Source organism: Jiella sonneratiae (assembly GCF_017353515.1).
GTDB lineage: Bacteria > Pseudomonadota > Alphaproteobacteria > Rhizobiales > Rhizobiaceae > Jiella > Jiella sonneratiae.
Genome location: NZ_JAFMPY010000009.1, coordinates 23,593 through 40,442, shown reverse-complemented (window position 1 = coordinate 40,442; position 16,850 = coordinate 23,593). Strand labels below are relative to the sequence as shown.

Here is a 16,850-nt window from a genome sequence, read left to right as displayed (position 1 = left end):
ACACGCCCGCCAGAGAATATGGGCGGTCGAAAGTTCCTGCCCGCGGCGTTCCCGATCGTGGCTTCTCCTGCCGCCGGGGCGCGCTGCCTTCCAGAACCCTTGGCCGGAATTCGGTGTCGCTGTCGATTGTCGGTGGTCGGGGTCGGTAGTCGGGGTCGGTGTCAGGGCCCGGGGGGCCGGCCGTCAGCCGCCGAGCGGTTCGACGCGGTGCCGGGCGAGCAGCCGCAGCCCCACCACGGCGAACCAGACCATCATCCAGATCGGATTGGCGCGCTCGAACAGGAAGCTTTCGAGGAACGAGTTCAGCAGGAGGTAGAACAGGATCATCAGCAGGCTGTCGCCGAGCCGGGTGCTCTCCGGGTCACGGCCGATCCGCACGTAGTCGACGAGCGGCAGCACGACGAGCATGACGACCGCGATGAAGAGGCCGGGAAGCCCCATCGAGATCGCGATGTCGAGATAGCCGTTGTGGGCGTTCGGGCTGCCGCGCGGATCCCAGGACAGTTCGAAGTTCTTCTCGGTGCCGGCGACGACGTTGGACTGCCAGAAACCGTTGAGGCCGAAGCCGGTCCATTCGTGGCCGTGCCAGACCTCGACGGCGAAGCGCCACAGGTCCATGCGGCCGGTATAGGTGGTGCCCGGCGCCGCCCACTGCACGACGGCGTCGAGCGCCGGCGAGAAGATCGTGCCGAGGGTCAGGAGCGCCATGACGAGAACGGCGAGGAAGACGCCGATCGCCAGGAGCGTCCGCCCGCCGACGAGCCGCCCGAAGATGACGATGAAGGTGACGAGCGGCAGCAGCCCCGTCGCGGTCTTCGAGCCGGTGTGGAGCACGAAGTTGAGGGCGAGGCCGGCAATCAGAAGGCCGACCCACACCATCTTCATGCGGATCAGATAGACCCCGAAGAAGAACAGCGAGCCGATCACCGCGCCGGCAACGTTCTTGTGCGAATAGATGCCGCGCCACAGGCCCGCATGTTCGGGCTCGGAGCCCGAGGCGTCGTGGATCGCCAGATGCGGCAGCGCCACGATGCCGAAATAGGACAGGCCCAGAACGGCGAGCGCGGCGACGGCGAGCACCCGGCGGAACGACGCCCCGTCCTTCGGAAAGGCATAGACGCCGGTCACCGACGCCATGGCGAGCAGCGTGAACAGCGCCGAGCGCACGGCATTGTCGGGGCTCGCCGCCCAGAGCGCGCTGGCGAAGAGCCAGGCCGCCATCAACAGCCATGTCGGGCGCAGCAGCGAGAGGAGGACACGCCGGTCCGACAAAACGAGGTGGCCGGCGAAGACGACGGCGGCGAGGCCGGAATAGCCGAGCTGGTTGGCGAGGTCGCCGGCGTTCTGGTTGCCGTCGAAGGTGACGGCGAAGGGCGTGAAGGTGACGAGGACGGCCGTCAGCACCGCGGCGGCGAGGAGGAAGCCGGCGATCGCGACGACGTCGAGGGCCGGAAACTCCGGCGCGGCGTCAGTTTCGTTCAGCCTGGCGGTATTGCTCATTGACCCGTCCGAATTCGGCGAGGAGCCGCCCGACGGCGACCTGGCAGTGATAGAGACCGATCGTCGCCGAGCCGGTGCCGAGGGCGAGGCGCAGCGAGCGCCAGGGCGAGGCGGCGAGAAGGCCGAGGCTCTTGGCGAGGCGGCGCGGCGTGCCCTGCCGGCCGCCGCGACGCCGCTCGATGATCGCCGAGATGGCGCCGTTGCGAAGCCCGCGGGCGTTCAGCCAGGAAAATTCGGTGCGGCGTGCTGGCACCGTCTCGAAGACCGGCGCCTCGGCGCACCAGCCGAAGGTGAAGCCGCGCTCGCGGCAGCGGGAATAGAAGTCGGCGTCGCCGCCGCCGATGAAATTGAAGGCGGTGTCGAGGAAGGGCGCGCCCATCGCCTCGAGCACGCGCCGGCGGATCAGCACGTTGCCCGACGAATAGAGGATCGGCACCCGCCCCGTCGCGGCGTAGTGGGGCACGAAGACCGGATGCCTCTCGTAGCGGCTGCGGGCCCCCGGCTCGAAGCGCGGCACCTGCGGCGCACCGACGACGTCGACCCCGAGCGTCTCCGCCGTCGCGAGCATGCGCGCCACCCAGTCGGGTGCGGCGATCTCGTCGTCGTCGATGACGAGGAGGTCGCGCATCGCCGGAAAGTGCTCGAGCGCCGTCGTCCAGCCGGCATTGTAGGCAGAGCAGTTGCCGCGCTCGTGCGCGACGATGACGAGGCCGGCGATGCCTCCCTTCTCAAACATCGATCGCGCGGCTTCGAGGCCGGCCCGGCCCTCGGCGTCGTTCTCCATCACCACGACGGCGAAAGGCGGCGCGCCTTCCTGTGCGGCGAGGCTGTAGAGCGTCGACAGGAGGTGCTCCGGCCGCCGGAAGGTCGGCAGGGTCACGACCGTGCCGATCGCCTCGGCCGAAAGTCCCGGCGAAACGCACTCAACGGTGATCGTCTGCGACATCCTCGAAACTTCCGGCCGTTCGTCTCGCGCCGATCCTAGGCCGATCCTGGTGAAGAAAGTCTCGCCCGATCGTGCAAAAATCGCTTGAGGGGTGAAAGCGGCGCGCAACGACGCCTTCCGCCGGCCGTCAGCATGTGCGGATGCCGCAAATTCCGCGACGGAAGTTAGGCGGATCGAAACCTGCGCGGATTATGCATCGTCCATCCAGCGGCAATCGGGCCGAGGCGTATGCACCTCCTGTTCCTATCCTCGCTCCTTCCGGGGGGCCGCGCGACGACCGGCTTCGAGATCGCCAATGCGGCGATCGTCGAGGCCTATCGGCGCCAAGGCGTGAGCCTGACGCTGGCCGGATTCCGCCGAAAGGACGCGCCGCCGCCGGGTGACGGCGAGATCGACCTCGGCAGCATCGTCCTCGAAAACGCCGGCGCGACGCGGCGCCAGAAGGCCGCCTGGCTCCTCGGCGCCCTCGCCTCCGGCCGGACCGTCTCGGCCGAGAAGATCGCCCGCCATTCCCGCAAGGGGCTCCTCGAGCGCCTCGACGCAGCAGGTCCGGTCGACGGCTTCGTCGTCAATTCCGTGCAGATGCCGATCGCCTATCCGTTTCTCCTCGACCAACGCCCGTCGATCTTCGTCGCCCACAATGTCGAACATCGCTCGGCGCTCGAAAACGCCGCGAATGCCGGCGATCCAGTGAACCGCCTGCTCTATTCTCGCGAGGCGCGGATCCTGAAGCGACGGGAAGCGGAGATCTGCAGCAAGGCTGCCGTCGTCCATACGCTCAGCGACGACGACCGCGCCGGCCTCGGGCTTTCCCGCGATCCGCGCTGCGTGACGCTGGCGCTGTCGATCGGACGCGGCGCGCGGCCGGACGATCGGGGCACCCGCACCCATGACGTCGGGCTCATCGGCACCTGGAGCTGGGCACCCAACCGCGTCGGCCTCGACTGGTTTCTCGAGCACGTCGTGCCCCGCCTCGCGCCGGACCTCTCCGTCGCGATCGCCGGGCGCATCGACAAGGCCCCGGCAGGGCTTCCCGCCAATGTCCGCTTCCTCGGCCGCGTCGACGACGCCCAGGCCTTCGTCCGGTCGTCGCGGGTCATGGCGCTCGCGACTCGCGGCGGGACGGGCGTGCAGCTGAAGACGATCGAGACCTTCGAGGAAGGCATGCCCGCGGTCGCGACGCCCGCGGCGCTGCGCGGCATCGGCGTCCTGCCGGCGAACGTGCGGGTCGCCGACGATCCGGCGGCCTTCGCCGCGGCGATCGGCGACCTCGTCGCCGCCGAACGCGCCGGCACCGGCCTTCGCCTCGACGGTACGCGCTTTGCCGCCGACCAGCGGGCGGCGCTCGACGCCGGCATCGCCCGCGGGCTCGGCCTGCTCGAAGCCGCCTGCCGAAAGCCCGCCTTAACCAGTTTCCGCGGTTTCCCGCGTCCCGGGAGAACGGCCGCCGAGCCGGAGCGTATCTGATGCTGATGGAAACCGCTTCGCTCGATCTTCCGACCGCGGCAGCCGGCGCCCCCCAGGCGATCCGCCGCATGCCGATCGCCGGCCTCGCCCTCGCGGACATCGCGGGCTGCGACGCCATCGCGCGGGTCGAGGCGGCCCTCGATCGCCGCCAGGTGCTCAGGCTCGGCTTCGTCAACGCCCACTGCGTCAACGTCGCCCGCCGCGACCGCGACTATCGGGCTGCACTGTCGACCTTCCTGCTGCTGCCGGACGGCATCGGCGTCGACATCGCCGCGCAGATCCTCCACGGCGCCCCCTTCACGGAAAACCTCAACGGCACCGACTTCGTGCCGCGCCTCGCCGCCGCCCTCGCCGCGCCGCGGCGGATCGCGCTGGTCGGGGCTGCGCCCGGCGTCGCGCGGCGCGCGGCGGACAATCTCCGGCAGGTGGTGCCGCAGCACGAGGTGATCGTCGTCGCCGACGGCTATTTCGGCACGACGGGCCTCGCCGGCGTCCTTTCCCGGCTGCAGGCGCTGAAGCCCGACATCGTCCTCGTCGGGATGGGCGTCCCTGCCCAGGAGCTCTTCATCGCCCGCCATCTCGACGCACGGCACGGCACGGTCTTCGTCGCCGTCGGCGCGCTGTTCGACTTTCTCGCCGGCAATGTCGCGCGGGCGCCGAAGACGGTGCGCAGGCTGCGGCTCGAATGGGCCTGGCGGCTCGCCCTCGAGCCGAAGCGGCTGTTCCGGCGCTACGTCTTCGGCAACCCGGTCTTCCTGCGGGACGTCCTGCTCGACCGGCTGCGCCACGCCGGCGGCCGTGGCCGGCCGTGATGCTGCGACATTTCGATACACTCAGCGACGCGTCGAGCGGATATGGTGCCGGGCATGAAAACCGGAGAGACGACGACGTGCCGACGGCCATCGCCACCGCAAGCTATCGCGGCGACTTCGAACGCTGCCGCCTGTTGTGCGAAAGCATGGACGCGCGGGTCACCGGCCACACCCGCCACCTGATCCTCGTCGAAGCCGCCGACATCCCGCTGTTCCGCCGGCTTGCCGGCCCGAAGCGCGAGATCGTCGACGAACGGGAAATCCTGCCCGGCTGGCTGCGACCCTTCCCCGACCCGACGACGCTCGGCCGCCGCCGCATCTGGCTGTCGCCCTTCGGCCTGCCGCTGCGCGGCTGGCACGTGCAGCAGCTGCGCCGGATCGCGCTCGCCGACCGCCTGTCCGAAAGGGTGATGGTGTCGGTCGATTCCGACGTCGTCTTCCTCCGGGAGTTCGACGTCTCGGCGCTCTCGCCGCAAGGCCGCACGCTGTTCTTCCGCCAGGAAGACGCCATCGCCGGCGTCTCGCCCGAGCATCGCGACGAACACCGCGCCTGGTCGAAGAAGGCCGGCGAGTTCCTCGGCATCGAGGCGCCGGCGACGACCGACACCGGCTATGTCGCGACCCTCATTCCGTGGCGCACGGCCGCGGTGAAGGCGATGGTGAGACGCATCGCCGCGGTTTCCGGCCGCAGCTGGCTCGCCACCCTCGCCGGCACCCGCCTCCTGTCGGAATGCACGATCTACGGCCGCTTCGTCGACGAGGTCGAGGGCCTGCCGGACGAATACATGCCGATGCACGAATCGCTCTGCCGCATGTACTGGTCCGGCGCGCCGATGGACCACGACACGCTGACGCGGTTCGTCGACAGCCTCGAGGACGGCCACGTCGCCGCCGGCATCCAGTCCTTCACCGCGACGGACCCCGGCCTCATTCGCCGGGTTGCGGGACTTCGCTGAACCCTCCCCGCACCGGCCGCCGCCGCGCCGCGCCCCGGTCGAGCGCGGTGTAGCATGCCGCCGCCGAGAGCAGCCACAGCACCAGGAAGATCCCGTTCAACCCGGCGATCCAGGCGCTTTCGTCCTCGAAGCGGCGGAGCAGCACGATCAGAAGGCCCGCCTTGACGAGGCCGACCGTCGCCATGATCGCCGCGCGCGTCGCGGTCTTGCCGCGGCCGTAGAGCAGTTCGCCCTCGTACTCCACGAGATTGCGGAAGGCCGGAACGAGAAGCGGGATCAGGACGAGCGGCGCTGCATCGGCGACGTTGCCGCCGAGCGCCCGCGGGAAGAAGTGCAGCACGCCGCCGAGGAAGGCGAGGCCGGCGACCGAGACCAGGGCGACGCCCGCCTCGATGCCCCAGCGGATGCGCCAGGTGGCGAGAAGCCCCGGCGCCTTCATCAGCTTCTGCACGATCATCGTGTTGAACGAGCGCACCGGCAGGGCAGTCAGGTCGATGAGCCGCATCAGGATGGCGTAGATGCCGGCGGTGTGCGGGCCGCCGAAGGACAGGACCAGAAGCTTGTCGAGTTCCGACTGCAGGTAGAAGACGATTTCCGCGCCGGCGACCGCGAGACTGTCGCGCATGCGGCCGAGATAGAGATCCGGCCGCCAGCGCAGGCGCTGGCGCGGATAGCAGAAGGCGAGGCAGCCGAGCATCGCCGCGGCATTGGCGCCGAGATAGAACAGCGCCCAGGAAACCAGGCTGCCGTCGCCGAAGGAGACGAAGGCGAGCGCCGCGAGCGCCCGCACCCCCGAGCCGGCGACGACGATGACGGCTCCGGTGAAGAATCGTCCCATGCCGTTGTTGACGATGACGACGACTTCCAGCGAGCGCCAGCACAGCACCTCGGCGACGATGACCGCGGCAAACGCCGCAGGCGCCATCTCGCCCTCGAAGAAGAACAGGAAGAAGCCGACGGCCGCGACCGCCACCACCGGCAGGGAGACGATCAGCGCGGCGAGAAAGCCCGCCGTATAGGTGCCGATGAGCCGCGGGCGGCGCGTCGCCGTGCGGTAGAGCGGCGAGACAAAGCCGAATCCGGCGATGCGCGACAGCACGATGCCGGTCGCCGAGGCCGTCGCAAAGAGGCCGAAGTCGCCGACCGACAGGCCGTTGGCGACTGAGACGAAATAGGCGAGCGACAGGACCAGCCGCCCCGCCGAACCGGCGAGCAGCGAGGCGTAGTCGCGCAGGAGATCTAAATTCTCCTTAAGTCTTTCCGTCCAGTATGAGCGCGGCAGCATGTCGATTTCCCGAAAGAAAAGGCCTCGCGCGATGAGAAGACCCGGCGAAATCTCCGCTCGCCCGAAGCTGTCGGGCATGCATCGAGATCGGGCGGTCCCGCCCGTTGCGGCGACTGTCCCCCACCCGGATAGCATGGCGGGCTTAACGCGCCGTTCATTCCTCGCGGCAGCGGGCGCCGGCCTCGCCGTCGCGGCCGCGCCGATCCGCCCGGCCCTGGCGGCGGCAACGCGGGTGCCCTTCGGCGCGGCGATCCAGAACGAGCTGATGAACGGCCAGACCGCCTACCGCCAGCTCTTCGTCGATCACTGCGACCTCGTCATGCCGATGAACGCGCTGAAGTTCAATCTGCTGAGGCCGACCGAGGCGACGTGGAACTTCGCTCCGGCCGACCGGGTCGTCGACTTCGCCATGGCCAACGGCAAGACCAGCCGGGGCACCTGCCACGTCTGGTGGGGGGCGACGCCGGACTGGGTGAAGGCGATCGAGAGCCCATCCGAGGCGGAACGCGTCCTTATCGAGCACATCGAGCGGGTCGGCGACCGCTACAAGGGCAAGCTGATCGGCTGGGACGTCGTCAACGAGGTCGTCGCCAACGATCCGCTCTACGAGAACCGCTCGCTGCGCGACACCTACTGGCTGCGCACCCTCGGCCCGCGCCACATCGCCATCGCCTTCAAGGCGGCGGCGAACGCCGATCCCGAGGCGCAGCTGGCGCTGAACGACTACGACCTCGAATTCAAGGGCCCGCATTACGACGAGCGCCGGACCATCGTGCTGTCGATCGTCCGTCAGCTGCAGGACGCCAACATCAGGATCGACGCCGTCGGCATGCAGGGGCATCTCTACGCCGACAAGGTGATCGACGTCGAAGCGATCGACCGCTTCCACCGCGACCTCGACGCCCTCGGCGTCAAGCTGCTGGTGACGGAACTCGACGTCATCGACTGCAAGTCGCCGCCGGACGCACAGTCGCAGGACAAGACGGCGGCCGCCCTCGTGTCGCGCTTCCTCGACGCGCTGTTCGCTTTCAAGCGTCCCGAACTCCTGGTGTGCTGGGGACTGACAGACCGCTACAGCTGGATCAACGAGGTCATGCCGCGCCCCGACGGCATGGCCAGCCGCCCCCTGCCCTTCGACCGCGACCTGTCGCCGAAACCCTGGTTCGAGATGCTGCAGAAGCGGCTGCTCGTCAGTTGAGACGCCCGCTTGCGCGCCGCCGGCCGCAAGCGTTTGCCGCGACCCGAGAAATTGCCGCTCCGCGCCGCGAAATTAAGGATTTGTTCAGCATAACATCGGATTTTGCGAGCGATGATGTCGCTTCTTCCATCCCGGGATCCCGCCGATGTTCGCTAGAGCTGGCTCGCAGTCGTCGCCGAGACGGCCTTTCGCGCCCGACGCTCCGGTTCGCGTCGCCCCCGCCCCCGCCCGCGCCCCCGCCTCGGGCCCGCTGTTCGATCCGCTGCAGGTCGTCGCCGAGATCTGGTCGCTGAAGTGGCTGGTGATCCTCCTGACGCTGCTCGGCATCGCCGCCGGCGTCCTGCTCGCCCTGTCGACGCCGCACAAATACACCGCGGTGACCGAGGTCCTGATCGATCCGCGGGACATCAAGGTCGTCCAGAACGAGGTGACGCCCAACGGCCTGCCGAGCGACGCGACGCTTGCCCTGATCGAGAGCCAGATCTCCGTCATCTATTCCAACGAGGTCCTCAACCGCGTCATCGACAAGGGCGATCTCGCCGACGATCCGGAATTCAACGGCAAGGCCAAGGGCCTGTTCGCGCCGCTGCTGGCGCTGTTCGAGGGCAAGGAGGACGCCGAGGCGGCGCGCCGGCGCCACCTCATGACCCTCAACGCGCTGCGCGAGGCGATGAGCGTCACCCGGGATCCGAAGAGCTTCGTGCTCAACGTCTCGATCACCAGCCGCAGCCCCGACAAATCCGCCAAGCTCGCCAACCTGGTGACCGATTCCTTCATCGAACAGCTCGCGCAGGTGCAGTCGGATACCGCGCGGCGGGCGAGCGACGCGCTGTCGTCGCGGCTCGCCGAACTGCGCGAACGCGTCGTCGACGCCGAGCGTGCCGTCGAGAGCTACAAGAGCGAACATCGGCTGGTGGGGGTCGGCGGCCGGCTGGTCGACGACGACTATCTGGTGCGCATCAACGACCAGCTCGCCAAGGCGCGCGGCGAGATGACCGGACTGCGCGTGCGCGCCGAGCAGATGAAGAAGGCCAGCGTCGACGACGTGGTCAAGGGCACGCTTCCCGAGGAACTGACGTCCGAGACCCTCGCCCGGCTGCGCAACACCTACACCGACCTCGCCCAGCAGAACGCCACCCTCGCCGCCACCCTCGGGCCGCGGCATCCGCGGCGCATCGCCGCCGAGGACGCGCTGAAGTCGGTGCGCGACGCCATCCGCCAGGAGCTCGAGCGCATCGTCGCCGCGGCGCAGACCGATCTTGCCCGCGCCGAACGGACCGACAAGGACCTCACCGCGCAGGTCAGCGACCTGAAGGACAAGCAGCTCGAGACCAGCGCCTCCTTCGTGCGGCTGCGCGAACTGGAGCGCGAGGTCGACGCGTCGCGCGCCGTCTACGAAGCCTTTCTGCTGCGCGCCCGCGAAACCGGCGAACAGGAGCGGCTGAACACCGCCAACGTCCGCGTCATTTCTTCGGCCAATCCGCCGCTGAACCCGTCGAGCACCAGCCGCAAGGTCATCGTGCTCGCCGCGACCATCGCCGGCTTCGTCCTCGGCTTCGCGCTCGCCGCCGCGATCGCCGGAATCAAGCTGCTGCGCCGGTCGCTGCGCAGCGCCCGCCCTACCGTCGCATGGGCGAGCGACGCCGGCGCGCTGGTGCCTGCCGCGACCACCTATCCCGAGGAGACGACTGCCGCCGTTCCCACCGTCGCTGCAGCTGCGGCGCAGGCGACGGCGAAGGCCACCGACGATCTCTCCGACGCGGTTCGCCCGACGGTGCACGTCGCCCCGGAACGGCTGCGCCGGCGCGCGCCGGAAGGCGCCTTCCGCCAGCGCGACCCCATGGCCGACCGCGTCGTCCTCGCAGAGGCCGTACTCGACGCAGCGCTGCCGAAACCGGTCGTCGCGGCGAGCCGCGACGCCGACGCGCCGCCGGCACAGCCAGAAGGCGAAGTGCTCACCCGCGTCCGCCCCGCCGAGCCGGCGCCGCGGGCCCTGCCGGCGCGCTCGCGCCCGGAGCGCGAGGAGTTGCGCGAGCGCCTGCGGGCGATCGCCGAGGCGGCGCATTTCGACGAGGCGATCGACCCGAACTCGCGCTACACGGTCTACAACGAGGACATCGCCCGGCTGCAGGACGACATCCTCGCCGTCAAGCGGAACCTTGCGGCAGCAAGAAGCCGGCGGGCTCCGCAAGGGACCCCGCCGGCCGGCTGAAGGCTTCTCGATCGAGATGTGGCGTCAGGCGACCTTGCGGTCCTCGTGACGGCCTTCCTCGACCTCTTCGACGATCTTGGCGATGAAGGCCGGCAGATCGCCCGGGTTGCGCGAGGTGATCAGCGCCTCGTGGCAGACGACCTCCCGGTCCTGCCAGTTGCCGCCGGCATTGACGACGTCGGTCCGGATCGACTTGTAGGAGGTGAGATCGCGGCCGCGCACGACGTCGGCTTCGATCAGCAGCCAAGGCGCATGACAGATCGCCGCCAGCGGCTTCTTGGAATTGAAGAACTCGCGCACGAAGCTGACCACCTTCGGGTCGGCACGCAGCTTGTCCGGATTGATCTGGCCGCCCGGCAGCACCAGCGCGTCGTAGTCGCTGGTGCGGATCTGCGACAACTCCTTGTCGACCGGGATTTTCCTATCCCAGTGATCCTGGTCCCAGCCGGTGATTTCGCCGCCCTTCGGCGAGACGACGTGGACGGTCGCGCCCGCCTCGCGCAGCTTCTGAAGCGGCTCGGTCAGTTCGGCCTGTTCGAACCCGTCTGTGGCGAGGATGGCGATCCTGGCTTCGTTGATCTTCGGCATTTGCAAATGTCCCTGTTTCACGGACGCGGTCACCCATCGGGCGGATCGATCGATGCCGCCCGGCTCTGCCGGTCCTTGTTGCGTTGTGGCAGGGATAACGAGCCCGCCCGGGCGAAGTTCCGCAGCGCACACCGGGCCGGTGGCGCTAACTATCTGGCAGATTGAGCGGATTAGGATTCGCCTGCCGGCTCGTCCGGATCGTCGCCGTCGCCGCCGGCATCGATGGCGGTGATCGCCAGCGCCATCGGAAAGCCGGCACGGACCATTGCGGCGATCTCGCGCCGACGCCGGTCGTCGTCGGGCCGGCCGCCGCGACCGGGTGTGCGGAACCGCCCGAAGCGGCGGCGGCGCACATAGGCGGCGGCCGCCGCCGTCTCTGCGGTCTCGTCGCCCGCAAGCGCTGTTTCGACCACTTCGCGCGGCACCCCCTTGCCGCTCAGCCGGGCGGCCGCGGCCATGCGCGACGCCCCCTTGCGCCTGAGGCTCGAAAGCTGCGCCTCGGCATAACGCCGGTCGTCGAGAAGGCCGAGTTCGGAAAACCGTGCCACCACCGCCTCGACCAGCGGCTCGTGCCCGTCGGTAGCCTCGCCCGACGCCAGCGCCCGTCGCCGCAGCTTGCGCCGGAGCACCCGCCGCAGATTGTCGGTCGAGGTCGCATAGCGCTCGAGATAGTGGGCGGCGGCCCGCATCAGCCATTCCTGGCTGATCGGCCGCGGCGTTCGCGGGTCAGTTGCCATGCCGGGGTCATAGGCGGCGCCGTCCACCGCGACAATGCCGGGCCCCGGTGCCGGGAGCCGGCGCCGCCCCGCGCCGCGGCCGCCGTCCTGCGCTGCTCCCCGCGGCTCACGCCGCTCACGCCGCGTCGACGAAATTGGCGATGCTGTCGCACTTGCCCCGGATGAGCTGGCGAAGCTGGGCGTGGGCGAAATCGACGAAGACGCGCACGGCCGGCAGCATCGCCCGGCGCGAGGTGAAGGCGACGTGGAGGATCGACTCCTCCCCGGCCCAGTCGGGCAGCACGCGCAGCAGTTCCCCGGAACGGATCATGTTGGCGGTGAAGGGCTCCGGCAGGAGCGCGATGCCGCCGCCGCTCCGCACCGCCTGGGCGTGCACGGCGAGCGAGGGGGAGATGATCCGGGGCTCGATCCGCACCGAGCGCACCTCGCCGTCGCCGCGGATCAGCCGCCACGTCTCGCTCTCGCCCGGCTCGCGGGCGATCGTCGCATAGGCCGCGAGATCCTCCGGCCTTTGCGGCCGTCCGGCACGGGCGAGATAGTCCGGGCTCGCGACGAGGCCCGAGGCGATGTCGGCGATCCGCTTGACCACGAGGTCGCCGTCGCCCGGCTGGTCGAGGCGCCCCGAACGGATCGCGACGTCGACATGTTCCTCGACGAGGTCGAAGCGGCGCATGCCGACGAGCAGGCGCACTCGGACCTTCGGATAGCGGTCGAGGAACGCCGGCAAGGACGCGCCGATCGTCGCGGCGCAGGCACCCGGCATCGTCGCCACCGTCACCAGCCCGCGCGGCTCCGCGCTCATCGCCGTCGCCAGAAGTTCGGCGGATTGAAGTTCGGCGACCGCCGCCCGGCACTTCTCGTAGAACTCGTGGCCGATCGGCGTGACGGCGAAGCTGTGGGTCGAGCGCTCGATCAGCCGGACGCCGAGATCCTGTTCGAGCGCCAGCATGCGCCGCGACAGGGTCGACTTGGCGACGCCGATGTCCTTGGCGGCGGCGTTGAAGCCACCGTTGCGAACTACCGCCTCGAAATAACGGAAATCGTTGAAGTCGTGCATTGGTGTTCCACTCACGGGACGCGATGTCCCGATGAGTGGTCTACAGCATTCGGTGTTCCGCGGATAGATCACCAGCGACGGCCGTCGGCGGGATCGAGATCCCCGGCGGCCTGTCCTGATCGAGTATGAGGGTAACGAAGATGAAGAACCTGATGTTCGCGGTCGCGGTCTGCGGCCTAGTGGCCGCTCCGGCAGCCTCCTTCGCCGGCGGTCTGGTGCCGGGATCGGGTGCCGACTTCACGCCGGCGCCGAAATCCGAGGTCGTCACCACCCGCGACGACAACGTCACGACCAACTCGGTGCGGACCTATTCCGCCCCGAACAGCTCCGCCCTTCGCGGACGCACCGCCCAGCAGTCGAAGGCGGAGCAGGATTCCGGCGTCACCCAGCGCCGTTCGATCCTGGTCCCCGGTTCGGGCGCCGATTTCACCAAGTAAGCGGATCGGGCGACCCGCCGCCTGCAAGTCCAGGCGCGGGCACTGCGATCACAGGCGGCGGGTCGAACGCTCGAGCGTCGATCCGCAATGGGTCCATTACGGCGACCGGGATTGCGCGAGACGGATTCCGGTCGCCACGACATTCCGGCTCCCTTCGTCCGGACCACGGCGGCTCAGCGCCGCTCCTTCGCGGAGGCCGAGGGTGAAGCCGGCAGGTAACGCGCATTCGGGCGCGGCGGCGTCTCGGCGATCCCCGCGATCCAGTCGAAAAAGCGCGCCACCGCGACGCTGTCGGTCTTGCCGGCCAGGACGTCCTTCTGCGGAAAATCCTTCAGTTCGCGATAGCGCTTCAGCGCCCGCTCGGAGAGGCCGAGCCAGGCCCTGAGTTCGCGGTCGGTCATGAAACGCGGCCAGTGCTGGGGTGATTCGTCTGCCATGGCCCGCAAGCTTGCCCGCCCGGGGTTTCCCGGCGCTTGCGTGCCGCTTCGCAGCGCCGGGCGAGGCTCTACCGACCCACCGACGCGTGGCCGCCTGCCCGTCCATGCCGCCATCGATCACACCGTGAGGGTGTCGCCGCCAGCCGTCGGACAAGTTGCCCCGGCCGATTCGGTCACCTTGGCTTATCTTGCAGGCGATGGCGGCACCCTTGCACAACGTCGTGAATTTGCTTACGCAACCGGACGCTCGAGGCGCGGCGGCCGACAATGCCGCATGCGCCCTTCCTGACCGCCAGCCTTCCAGGCCGGTTCGACAACGATGAATCGGTGGACGGCGAGCCGGCTGGCCCGGAGGTTGAGCGTCGATCCCCGACGATAGGGGGATGACGCCGCATGTCGGCTCTCTTGGCTTTTGCCCACGGCATCGACAGGGTCACCACCCTCGTCGGCCGCGGCGTCTCCTGGCTGGTACTCGTCGTGGTGCTCGTCAGCGCCGGCAATGCGGTGATCCGCAAGGTATTCGACATCTCGTCCAACGCCTGGCTGGAACTCCAGTGGTATCTGTTCGGCGCGATCTTCATGCTCGCCGCCGCCTGGACACTGCAGCGCAACGAGCACATCCGCGTCGACATCGTCTCCGGCATGCTGTCGAAGCGCACGCGCGACTGGATCGACCTCGTCGGCCACCTCGTCATCCTGCTGCCGTTCACCATCATCATGGTCTGGCTGCTCGGCCCCTACGTTCTCCATTCCTTCGAGATCAACGAATATTCGCCGAACGCCGGCGGGCTGATCATCTGGCCGGCCAAGGCGCTGCTCCTCGCCGGCTTCGTGCTGCTGCTGTTCCAGGGCGTCTCGGAGCTGATCAAGCGGGCCGCGGTGCTGTTCGCCGGCTATCCGGACGAGACGCCGGCCGGATCGAGCCATGGCGAGGCCGCGGAACTCTCGACCCTCGCACCCGAAGAGCCGCAGGGCGGGACGCCCGAGCCCACGGGCCGCGCCGTCGCCCGCGAAGCCGGGGAGCCGCGCCGGTGATCCAGTTCATCGCCCACAACCTTGCGCCGATCATGTTCGCGACGCTGGTGATCGTACTGCTGCTCGGCTATCCGGTGGCGTTCTCGCTCGCCGCGATCGGCCTCTTCTATTTCGTCGTCGGCGTCGAACTCGCGCCGCTCTCCTCCGACATCAACCTCTTCTGGCCGCTGCTGAAAGCCCTGCCGGACCGGTTCTTCGGCGGGGTGATGTCGAACGACACGCTGCTCGCCATCCCGTTCTTCACATTCATGGGGCTGATCCTCGAACGCTCCGGCATGGCCGAGGACCTGCTCGAGACGGTCGGCCAGCTCTTCGGGCCGCTGCGCGGCGGCCTCGCCTATGCGGTGATCTTCGTCGGCGCGCTGCTCGCCGCGACCACCGGCGTCGTCGCCGCCTCGGTCATCGCCATGGGCCTGATCTCGCTGCCGATCATGCTGCGCTACGGCTACGACCGGCGGCTCGCCTCGGGCGTCATCGTCGCGTCGGGAACCCTCGCCCAGATCGTCCCGCCGTCGCTGGTCCTCATCGTCCTCGCCGACCAGCTCGGCCGCTCGGTGGGCGACATGTATTCCGGCGCGCTGGTGCCGGCGCTCATCCTCACCGGCCTCTATGTCCTCTACATCCTCGGCATGACGCTGGTGCGCGCGCATGCGGCGCCGGCGCTGCCGCCGGAAGCCCGCACGCTCGGCGGCGGGGTGATGTCGCTGCTCCTCAGCATCGTCGCGGCGGTCGCCATCTCCTATGCCGCGACGGTCTATTTCGAGGGCAAGGTCCAGCAGGGCGCGGCGATCTGGGGCGCGGTCGTCGGCGTCGCGGCGATCTACACGGTGGCGGTGCTCAACAAGTCGCTGAAGCTGCCCCTCCTCTCCTATCTGACCCAGCAGGTGATCATCGTCATGATCCCGCCGCTGGCGCTCATCTTCCTCGTCCTCGGCACGATCTTCCTCGGCGTCGCGACGCCGACGGAAGGCGGCGCGATGGGCGCCGTCGGCGCCCTGATCCTCGCCTTCTCCAAGCGGCGGCTGAACGTCGGCCTGATGGTCCAGGCGATGGAGGCGACGACCAAGCTGTCCGCCTTCGTCCTGTTCATCCTGATCGGCGCGCGGGTCTTCTCGCTGACTTTCTACGGCGTCAACGGCCACATCTGGGTCGAGGAACTCCTCACCGCCGTGCCCGGCGGCGAGACCGGCTTCCTGATCGTCGTCAACTTCCTGGTCTTCTTCCTCGCCTTTTTCCTCGACTTCTTCGAGCTCGCCTTCATCATCGTGCCGCTGCTCGCGCCGGTCGCCGACAAGCTCGGCATCGACCTGATCTGGTTCGGCGTGCTGCTCGGCATCAACATGCAGACGAGCTTCATGCATCCGCCCTTCGGCTTCGCGCTGTTCTACCTGCGCTCGGTGGCAGCGAAGGTGCCCTATCTCGACCGCGTCACCGGCAAGCGGATGGAGCCGGTGACGACGGCGCAGATCTACTGGGGCGCCGTTCCCTTCGTCTGCATCCAGGTCGTCATGGTCGGCCTCACCATCGCCTTCCCCGGCATGGTCATGCGCTACAAGGCCGAGGCTCCGAAGCCCGCGGCGACCGACTTCAAGGTCCCGGGCTTCGGCGGCGGCAACGGCGGTTCCGGCAGCGGCGGCAGCGCGCCCTTCGGCCTGCCGCCGCTCGGCGGCAACCCCTTCGGCCAGCCCGGCGGCGGCGCCGCGGGGACGGACGGCACGAGCGGCGCGCCGGGCGCAAATGGCGGCACGAGCCCGTCGCAGGGTTCCGGCAACAACGGCTTCGGCCTGCCGCCGCTCAGCTTCCCGGGCAGCAAGCCGGCGCCGCAGAGCGGCAACGGCGCGGCCCCCGGCGTCGCTCCGACCGCGCCGGGTGCGGGGAGCCAGCAACAGGCTCCGGCCTTCGGCCTGCCGCCGCTACAGTTCGGCAACAAGCCCGCCGGCCAGCCGGCCTCCGGCGGCGGAGCGCCGGCTTCCGGCCCGGGCGTCGCTGCGCCGGCAACGGGGCAGCCCGCCGAGACGACGCCGCAGGCGGAACGGCCACGCAGCGATCAGGCCCCGGACACCGCCGCCCCGGGCGCCGTCGACCTGTCGAAGCCGCCGTCCTTCAACTGAGCCGACGACGCGTCGGCGGACACTGCAGGTGCCGGCCGCCCGGGCTGCGACCTGCCGCCTGCCGCCGCGCGT

General features: G+C 69.4%; 15 protein-coding genes. 8 read left to right on the top strand and 7 right to left on the bottom strand.

The window, feature by feature from the left end; genetic code table 11:
- Positions 1-183: 183 nt before the first annotated feature.
- Together J1C47_RS10515 and J1C47_RS10510 are read right to left on the bottom strand one after the other, a co-directional pair.
- Positions 184-1,500: an O-antigen ligase family protein gene (locus J1C47_RS10515; RefSeq protein WP_207350721.1), complete on the bottom strand. Its 1,317-nt coding sequence runs from the start codon at positions 1,498-1,500 to the stop codon at positions 184-186.
- The gene (locus tag J1C47_RS10510; RefSeq protein WP_207350720.1) at positions 1,469-2,446 is read right to left on the bottom strand and encodes a glycosyltransferase family 2 protein; all 978 of its coding nucleotides are present in this window, start codon (positions 2,444-2,446) and stop codon (positions 1,469-1,471) included. The genes J1C47_RS10515 and J1C47_RS10510 overlap by 32 nt, the downstream gene beginning before the upstream one ends.
- A 228-nt stretch (positions 2,447-2,674) precedes the next feature.
- Here J1C47_RS10510 and J1C47_RS10505 point away from each other — a divergent pair, with 228 nt between their 5' ends.
- The 3 genes from J1C47_RS10505 to J1C47_RS10495 all read left to right on the top strand — a co-directional run bounded on the left by J1C47_RS10505 (position 2,675) and on the right by J1C47_RS10495 (position 5,681).
- Positions 2,675-3,913, top strand: a complete 1,239-nt coding sequence (locus J1C47_RS10505) for a glycosyltransferase family 4 protein (RefSeq protein WP_207350719.1) — start codon at positions 2,675-2,677, stop codon at positions 3,911-3,913.
- Positions 3,913-4,725: a WecB/TagA/CpsF family glycosyltransferase gene (locus tag J1C47_RS10500; RefSeq protein ID WP_245396488.1), complete on the top strand. Its 813-nt coding sequence runs from the start codon at positions 3,913-3,915 to the stop codon at positions 4,723-4,725. The genes J1C47_RS10505 and J1C47_RS10500 overlap by 1 nt, the downstream gene beginning before the upstream one ends.
- Positions 4,726-4,802: 77 nt before the next feature.
- Positions 4,803-5,681: a DUF6492 family protein gene (locus J1C47_RS10495; RefSeq protein ID WP_207350718.1), complete on the top strand. Its 879-nt coding sequence runs from the start codon at positions 4,803-4,805 to the stop codon at positions 5,679-5,681.
- Here the strand turns inward: J1C47_RS10495 and J1C47_RS10490 are convergent.
- Positions 5,653-6,966, bottom strand: coding sequence for a lipopolysaccharide biosynthesis protein (locus J1C47_RS10490; RefSeq protein ID WP_245396487.1), 1,314 nt, complete (start codon positions 6,964-6,966; stop codon positions 5,653-5,655). The genes J1C47_RS10495 and J1C47_RS10490 overlap by 29 nt on opposite strands.
- 133 nt (positions 6,967-7,099) lie before the next feature.
- On the opposite strand from J1C47_RS10490, the gene J1C47_RS10485 reads away from it, so the two are divergent.
- Together J1C47_RS10485 and J1C47_RS10480 are read left to right on the top strand one after the other, a co-directional pair.
- The gene (locus J1C47_RS10485) at positions 7,100-8,164 is read left to right on the top strand and encodes an endo-1,4-beta-xylanase (RefSeq protein WP_207350717.1); all 1,065 of its coding nucleotides are present in this window, start codon (positions 7,100-7,102) and stop codon (positions 8,162-8,164) included.
- A 145-nt stretch (positions 8,165-8,309) separates the two neighbouring features.
- Positions 8,310-10,376, top strand: coding sequence for a GumC family protein (locus J1C47_RS10480; protein WP_207350716.1), 2,067 nt, complete (start codon positions 8,310-8,312; stop codon positions 10,374-10,376).
- Positions 10,377-10,400: 24 nt separating this feature from the next.
- Here the strand turns inward: J1C47_RS10480 and J1C47_RS10475 are convergent, their stop codons facing one another.
- The 3 genes from J1C47_RS10475 to J1C47_RS10465 all read right to left on the bottom strand — a co-directional run bounded on the left by J1C47_RS10475 (position 10,401) and on the right by J1C47_RS10465 (position 12,773).
- The gene (locus J1C47_RS10475) at positions 10,401-10,964 is read right to left on the bottom strand and encodes a type 1 glutamine amidotransferase domain-containing protein (RefSeq protein WP_207350715.1); all 564 of its coding nucleotides are present in this window, start codon (positions 10,962-10,964) and stop codon (positions 10,401-10,403) included.
- Positions 10,965-11,134: 170 nt separating this feature from the next.
- On the bottom strand, positions 11,135-11,701 hold the full coding sequence (locus J1C47_RS10470; RefSeq protein WP_207350714.1) for a RecX family transcriptional regulator: 567 nt from the start codon (positions 11,699-11,701) through the stop codon (positions 11,135-11,137).
- A gap of 115 nt (positions 11,702-11,816) precedes the next feature.
- Positions 11,817-12,773 (bottom strand): LysR substrate-binding domain-containing protein, encoded by a 957-nt coding sequence (locus J1C47_RS10465; RefSeq protein ID WP_207350713.1) that lies wholly within the window; start codon positions 12,771-12,773, stop codon positions 11,817-11,819.
- A 125-nt stretch (positions 12,774-12,898) separates the two neighbouring features.
- Here J1C47_RS10465 and J1C47_RS10460 point away from each other — a divergent pair, with 125 nt between their 5' ends.
- Positions 12,899-13,195: a hypothetical protein gene (locus J1C47_RS10460; protein ID WP_207350712.1), complete on the top strand. Its 297-nt coding sequence runs from the start codon at positions 12,899-12,901 to the stop codon at positions 13,193-13,195.
- A 173-nt stretch (positions 13,196-13,368) separates the two neighbouring features.
- Here the strand turns inward: J1C47_RS10460 and J1C47_RS10455 are convergent, their stop codons facing one another.
- Entirely contained in the window at positions 13,369-13,632 is a 264-nt protein-coding gene (locus J1C47_RS10455) for a hypothetical protein (protein ID WP_207350711.1), read from the bottom strand.
- A 393-nt stretch (positions 13,633-14,025) separates the two neighbouring features.
- On the opposite strand from J1C47_RS10455, the gene J1C47_RS10450 reads away from it, so the two are divergent.
- Both J1C47_RS10450 and J1C47_RS10445 read left to right on the top strand, forming a co-directional pair.
- Positions 14,026-14,667, top strand: coding sequence for a TRAP transporter small permease subunit (locus J1C47_RS10450; protein WP_207350710.1), 642 nt, complete (start codon positions 14,026-14,028; stop codon positions 14,665-14,667).
- Positions 14,664-16,778 carry a TRAP transporter large permease gene (locus J1C47_RS10445; protein WP_342591961.1) on the top strand — a complete coding sequence of 705 codons (2,115 nt, stop codon included), beginning with the start codon at positions 14,664-14,666 and terminating at the stop codon, positions 16,776-16,778. The genes J1C47_RS10450 and J1C47_RS10445 overlap by 4 nt, the downstream gene beginning before the upstream one ends.
- The last annotated feature ends 72 nt before the right edge of the window (positions 16,779-16,850 follow it).

Coding starts and splice junctions, on each gene's coding strand:
- J1C47_RS10515 (WP_207350721.1), bottom strand. CDS start 1,500: ATGAGCAATACCGCCAGGCTGAACGAAACTGACGCCGCGCCGGAGTTT.
- J1C47_RS10510 (WP_207350720.1), bottom strand. CDS start 2,446: ATGTCGCAGACGATCACCGTTGAGTGCGTTTCGCCGGGACTTTCGGCC.
- J1C47_RS10505 (WP_207350719.1), top strand. CDS start 2,675: ATGCACCTCCTGTTCCTATCCTCGCTCCTTCCGGGGGGCCGCGCGACG.
- J1C47_RS10500 (WP_245396488.1), top strand. CDS start 3,913: ATGCTGATGGAAACCGCTTCGCTCGATCTTCCGACCGCGGCAGCCGGC.
- J1C47_RS10490 (WP_245396487.1), bottom strand. CDS start 6,966: ATGCTGCCGCGCTCATACTGGACGGAAAGACTTAAGGAGAATTTAGAT.
- J1C47_RS10485 (WP_207350717.1), top strand. CDS start 7,100: ATGGCGGGCTTAACGCGCCGTTCATTCCTCGCGGCAGCGGGCGCCGGC.
- J1C47_RS10480 (WP_207350716.1), top strand. CDS start 8,310: ATGTTCGCTAGAGCTGGCTCGCAGTCGTCGCCGAGACGGCCTTTCGCG.
- J1C47_RS10475 (WP_207350715.1), bottom strand. CDS start 10,964: ATGCCGAAGATCAACGAAGCCAGGATCGCCATCCTCGCCACAGACGGG.
- J1C47_RS10470 (WP_207350714.1), bottom strand. CDS start 11,701: ATGGCAACTGACCCGCGAACGCCGCGGCCGATCAGCCAGGAATGGCTG.
- J1C47_RS10460 (WP_207350712.1), top strand. CDS start 12,899: ATGAAGAACCTGATGTTCGCGGTCGCGGTCTGCGGCCTAGTGGCCGCT.
- J1C47_RS10455 (WP_207350711.1), bottom strand. CDS start 13,632: ATGGCAGACGAATCACCCCAGCACTGGCCGCGTTTCATGACCGACCGC.
- J1C47_RS10450 (WP_207350710.1), top strand. CDS start 14,026: ATGTCGGCTCTCTTGGCTTTTGCCCACGGCATCGACAGGGTCACCACC.